This window comes from uncultured Cyclobacterium sp. (assembly GCF_963976465.1).
Taxonomy (GTDB): Bacteria; Bacteroidota; Bacteroidia; order Cytophagales; family Cyclobacteriaceae; genus Cyclobacterium.
On the sequence record NZ_CAXBOC010000449.1, the window covers coordinates 1 to 4,742 of the forward strand.

Below are 4,742 nucleotides of genomic sequence, written 5' to 3' on the forward strand. Positions count from 1 at the left end.
GCTGAAACGAAAAGAACCTGATCAACTTTTCAGGGTACCTATGGAAATGGCCGATCGAGAAGGGTTTAAATCAATGGGAATAGATTTTGCGCTAGGAGGTGGCTTCACGCAAATTACCGGAATGGGAGATGCATTTATCGTTGAATATACCGCGGGATTAGCTCCTGAGGACAATATTCAAACGGAAGATTACAGAGAGCGGATGGCCATAATGGAAACAAGAAAAGTCTATTATTATCCCATAGAGGATGGGGTTCAAGTTGGCCTTCCCGTTCTCTGGGATAAGCCGGGAAAGCTAAAACTCGGCTTAGGAAACAATCGCTATTTACATTATGCCGATCAGGCTGAAATCCATGAGGTGGAAAAAGAATACCAGTGTTATTATATTTATGAATTAAGGCCCATAGGAGGGAAGGATTGATGATGTGGTGATGGGGTGATCTGGTGATTTGGTGATGTAGTGATCTGGTGATGAGGTGATTTAGGATGGATAGGCTTTAATCATTTTGTGTTTGCGGTATTATATAGTCATGTGTTTAAGCCTTTAGAAGCAAATGATATTTATTGCTTGGGTTTGGCGGTATTAAGATTTTTTTTTGCAACAATGCTGACAAAAGCTACATAAGGAAAATATTTCATTTATGTTTCCATCATTTAATTATTGGGTCTGAATATGGGGTTACAAATAAGTGTATCTCCTCATCGGAGCAAACTCATTTTTTTAGCGTTCACCATCCATTTCCGAAAACCATAAGCTTTGAAGGCCAAAAACACCTAATATATCACACTGTCCTAGAAAGTTTACTTTATCGGTACCATTCAATTTATCCAAGATTGTTAATTGGTTGGTCCTCTTATAAACTGAATTACTTTTTCCCCATTAATACAAATTATCATCCCTTACGAAAGCGAGTAACCCTATAGGGGTGGCAATTTTGTAGCCAAGGGTGACAACCCTTGGATGATGCATAAGGAGAGTATCTGATTTTGGCGGTATTGTTGCCTATTTCCGCAACAATGCTGACAAAATCCCAACGTCTTCTTTGTTTTCTTGGCATTGATTCAACCAAAACAGGGGAAATATAAAAATCCAATTACGATATTCCGGATTATTTATAAAAATCATATATATATTTGTCTCTGGAAAATACTTCCACTTTATTGATTTATTCTAATCCTATTACTTGATGAGTGCATCCCTAAGTGCCCGACCGGCCAGTTTTTCACGTGTTACCATTACAGAACTTATGATTCCTTCCTATGCTAATTTTGGAGGGAAAATTCATGGAGGCATTTTACTTTCCATGATGGATAAGGTGGCTTACACTGCTGCCACCAAACACAGTGGGGCTTATTGTGTAACTGTCTCCGTGGATACGGTCGATTTCTTACAACCCGTGGAAGTTGGAGAATTGGTTTCCTTAAAAGCCTCCGTCAATCATGTGGGCAATAGCTCCATGATTATCGGTATCAAGGTGATTTCAGAAAATGTGAAAACCGGTGTTGTGAAGCATACCAATACCTGTTACTTTACCATGGTAGCCAAAGGGGAGGATGACAAGCCTACACCTGTTCCACCCTTATTATTGGAAACGCGAACAGATGTCAGGCGTTTTGTAGAGGCCATCAAAAGGAAAAAGTACAAAAGTGAATATGGAGCAATCCTCAAGGAATTAAAACGGACCTGGGACAAAGAAGCCATTTCCACCATGCTAGTAGGACAACGCTGTGAAATTTCCTTTGATATTAATTAATCCTAATCCTTTTTTTCAAAAACAAGAAAATGCTGGATGTTTAAAAATTGTCCATTGGTAGACAATTTGAATCCATTGGCTTCCAACTCTTTCTTTACCTGCTTAACAGTCATTTTATGCAAGGGCTTTATGGCCACTTTGGGATCCTCCCCACGGTATTCTATGAGCAATAGTTTACCATCAGGCTTTAGGGATTTCTTGATATTTTGTAACATCTCTTTAGGAAATGCCAATTCATGATAAACATCCACCATTATTACCAAATCCATTGTTTTCTCCGGTAGGTTTGGGCTTTTTTCTGTTCCCAAAACGGTAAATACATTGTCTACATTTTGTTTTATTGCTTTGTTTTTGATGTAGTCAAGCGCATCTTGTTGGATGTCTACCGCATATACTTTTCCTTCAGGTACTTTTGATGCAATGCGAAAAGTATAAAAGCCAGAACCAGCCCCTACATCTGCCACATTACTGTTCTCATTAATGGGTAAATTGCTAATGGCAAGCTCGGTGTTTTCTTCTTCCGAGCGACTGTCTCTTTCCAGCCAGGCTACCCCATGAAATCCCATGACATGAGAAATTTCTCTACCCATGTATACTTTACCAATTCCATCTCTCGATGGCTCTTTGTGGGAATATTCATTGCCGGTTTGAGCAGTTACTTCTCCGGATAGGGTCAGGGAAAATAAGGACAAAACAATTAGTAGGTATCTCATGGCTTTTATACTGTTATTGTTGATTGGTTGCTTAATTTAGCATTAAATTGCTGAAAGTGACGCTGATATTTTGAAAAAAAGAAACCAGAAAGTCATGATTTGAAAGGAAATAGAGGCAAATGCGGAAGGAGCAAGTGGAGTTTAATAATTAAGAAGATACATAAGGAACATAGGGTAGCAGATAGACTTCAGAAGCGATTTGATAAATGAAGTATTGTCTGAAAAGAAGCGAAAAATGGGATAATGATGAAAAAAGCGGATATGTGGCGTAAAAGACCTTCTGCGTGTTATTTATTGTTAAATTTATTCATAAGTAGCTCATTTTAATGGAATTATATAAATATATCCAAACTTAATAGTTAATTTAACATGTAAATAGGAAATGGAGCGCATCTTTCATTAAAATAAAAAGTCATGGTTAGAATGGTACTCATTTTTGGAATCTTTTTATCTTCATCGGTAGCTTATGGACAGGGATTAATTATCCGCCATATTCCCCATTCAATACAAGGTAACCTGGATGTACCTGAAACCCTAAGCGATAAAACCCTTAAGTTTGAGTCATCACTTGGCCAGGTAGTTCCAGCAATTAATTCAAATGCTAGTGATAATAAATTGGAGGAAGATTCAACAAATGTATCCATTTTAAGCCCTTCAAAGAATTCTTCTTCCAATATGCCTATCAAAGATTTCCCCTCCAGAATACGTAAGTTTAGCAAGAAACCGGTGAAATTTGGAATTCAATTGGAAGGTATAAAGAAATAGTTTTTTTCTTTCGTTAGGCACTAAACGGCTCCATGAAATACTTTGTCATCCTAACAGCATCCATCGTGTTTTTCACCGGGGCAATTTTGATGGTTTATTTTTTATGGAACCTTGAACAAGAATGGACATGGAAAGTTTTAATGATTATCTGTCCAACATTTTGTGGATATTTAATTATCTCCAGGTCTCAAAATTATTCAGCTCTCGAACTTATAACTTGAACGATCTTACATCTTGGACTGAAGAAACAAACCTTTATCGTGTGAGATACAGGAAGATAAAACATACATTTCCTAACACTTAGTTAATTCTGGTCGACCATGTAGATCGAAGAAATATTGAACAACTTTATCATTATTTGCGAACTCACTACAAGAGCCGTATGAAGAATACTTAAAGGGAGAACAACAAAACTTAAAAACGAAAAGTCAAGAGAGCCGAACAGTTAGTAAATGTATAATACTACTTCCTAACTGCCAGGTTTAGTATCACTAAACAATGATTTCTGAATTTATTTGTGGAATGAAATTTTTTGGCGACAAAGAAGCGAAAAATGGGGAAATGATGAACAAAGTGGATCTGTGATAAAAAAGTTCTTCCATCCGTTATTTATTGTTAAAATTATAGGTAAACAGCTCTTTTTAATGAAATTATAAATTTTTATCCAAACTTAATAGTTAATTTAACGTGTAAATAAAAAATGAAAAGCATCTTTCATTAAAATAAAAAGTCATGGTTAGAGTTGTATTTATTTTTGGAATTGGATTTTTATCAACTGCTTCTTTTGGACAAACTGTTCACTACCCCTATGAACAAGGCGAAATTTTTTCAGGGGTTGATATTCGGTCCATTAAAAAGTTTAAACCTGAGTTATTTCTCAATTTTGAAGAACCCAAGGTTGAGTCAACCTTTAAGGGTATAGAAACGGATAAGGATGAGCCAAAGGAGACTGCTGAAATAAGGCTTGATGAAAATGAAGAAGATCCAAATATGGTCATATTAGACTTATCAAAAAATTACTCCTCCAATATGGTAATGAAAGAATTCTCTAATGATTTCCACTCAAATATGCCAATCGTTACAAAGATACGAATGGGGTATTCGATTGAATTGGATGGTATAAAGAAATAATATTCAATCGCAACTATACTTCACATCTGTTTCATAGAACCGGTATATTCATGAGCTTTTGGGTATTCAATAGGCTAACTATTGAATAATCAGTAGTAAAAATGTAGGGAAATTTTACAAATATTCTTACTTTTATTACAAACCTAGCTTCATATGTATCTATCTAAAGTTTTTGTTTTTGCTGTATTGCTTTTTTCTGGTGTTGCTACCCATGTGCATGGGCAAGACCTGGAAGACGGTAAAGCCATAATAGGCTTAATAGCCAATTACGCCAAAGCAAGGGAAAGCATAGACACGGTAATGCTTAGATACATCGTGACGGAGGACATTGATCAGTTGGTTTCCAATGGGGAGTGGAGACATGGAGTAGAAGCTGCTG

5 protein-coding genes and 1 pseudogene are annotated in these 4,742 nt (G+C 36.4%); 5 read left to right on the top strand and 1 reads right to left on the bottom strand.

The window, feature by feature from the left end:
- A partial coding sequence (locus AAC037_RS19985; RefSeq protein WP_339905099.1) for a hypothetical protein occupies window positions 1–421 on the top strand: 421 nt, incomplete at its 5' end.
- A gap of 766 nt (window positions 422–1,187) precedes the next feature.
- Window positions 1,188–1,754, top strand: coding sequence for an acyl-CoA thioesterase (locus tag AAC037_RS19990; protein WP_339905101.1), 567 nt, complete (start codon window positions 1,188–1,190; stop codon window positions 1,752–1,754).
- Between the two features lie 2 nt (window positions 1,755–1,756).
- On the opposite strand, the gene AAC037_RS19995 is transcribed toward AAC037_RS19990, so the two are convergent.
- On the bottom strand, window positions 1,757–2,467 hold the full coding sequence (locus AAC037_RS19995; RefSeq protein ID WP_339905102.1) for a class I SAM-dependent methyltransferase: 711 nt from the start codon (window positions 2,465–2,467) through the stop codon (window positions 1,757–1,759).
- Window positions 2,468–2,881: 414 nt separating this feature from the next.
- On the opposite strand from AAC037_RS19995, the gene AAC037_RS20000 reads away from it, so the two are divergent.
- From AAC037_RS20000 to AAC037_RS20010, 3 genes and pseudogenes are all read left to right on the top strand, one after another.
- On the top strand, window positions 2,882–3,232 hold the full coding sequence (locus AAC037_RS20000; protein ID WP_339905104.1) for a hypothetical protein: 351 nt from the start codon (window positions 2,882–2,884) through the stop codon (window positions 3,230–3,232).
- 732 nt (window positions 3,233–3,964) lie between these two features.
- Window positions 3,965–4,363 carry a hypothetical protein gene (locus tag AAC037_RS20005; RefSeq protein ID WP_339905105.1) on the top strand — a complete coding sequence of 133 codons (399 nt, stop codon included), beginning with the start codon at window positions 3,965–3,967 and terminating at the stop codon, window positions 4,361–4,363.
- Between the two features lie 153 nt (window positions 4,364–4,516).
- Window positions 4,517–4,742, top strand: a pseudogene (locus AAC037_RS20010) (DUF4440 domain-containing protein); the annotation flags it as partial.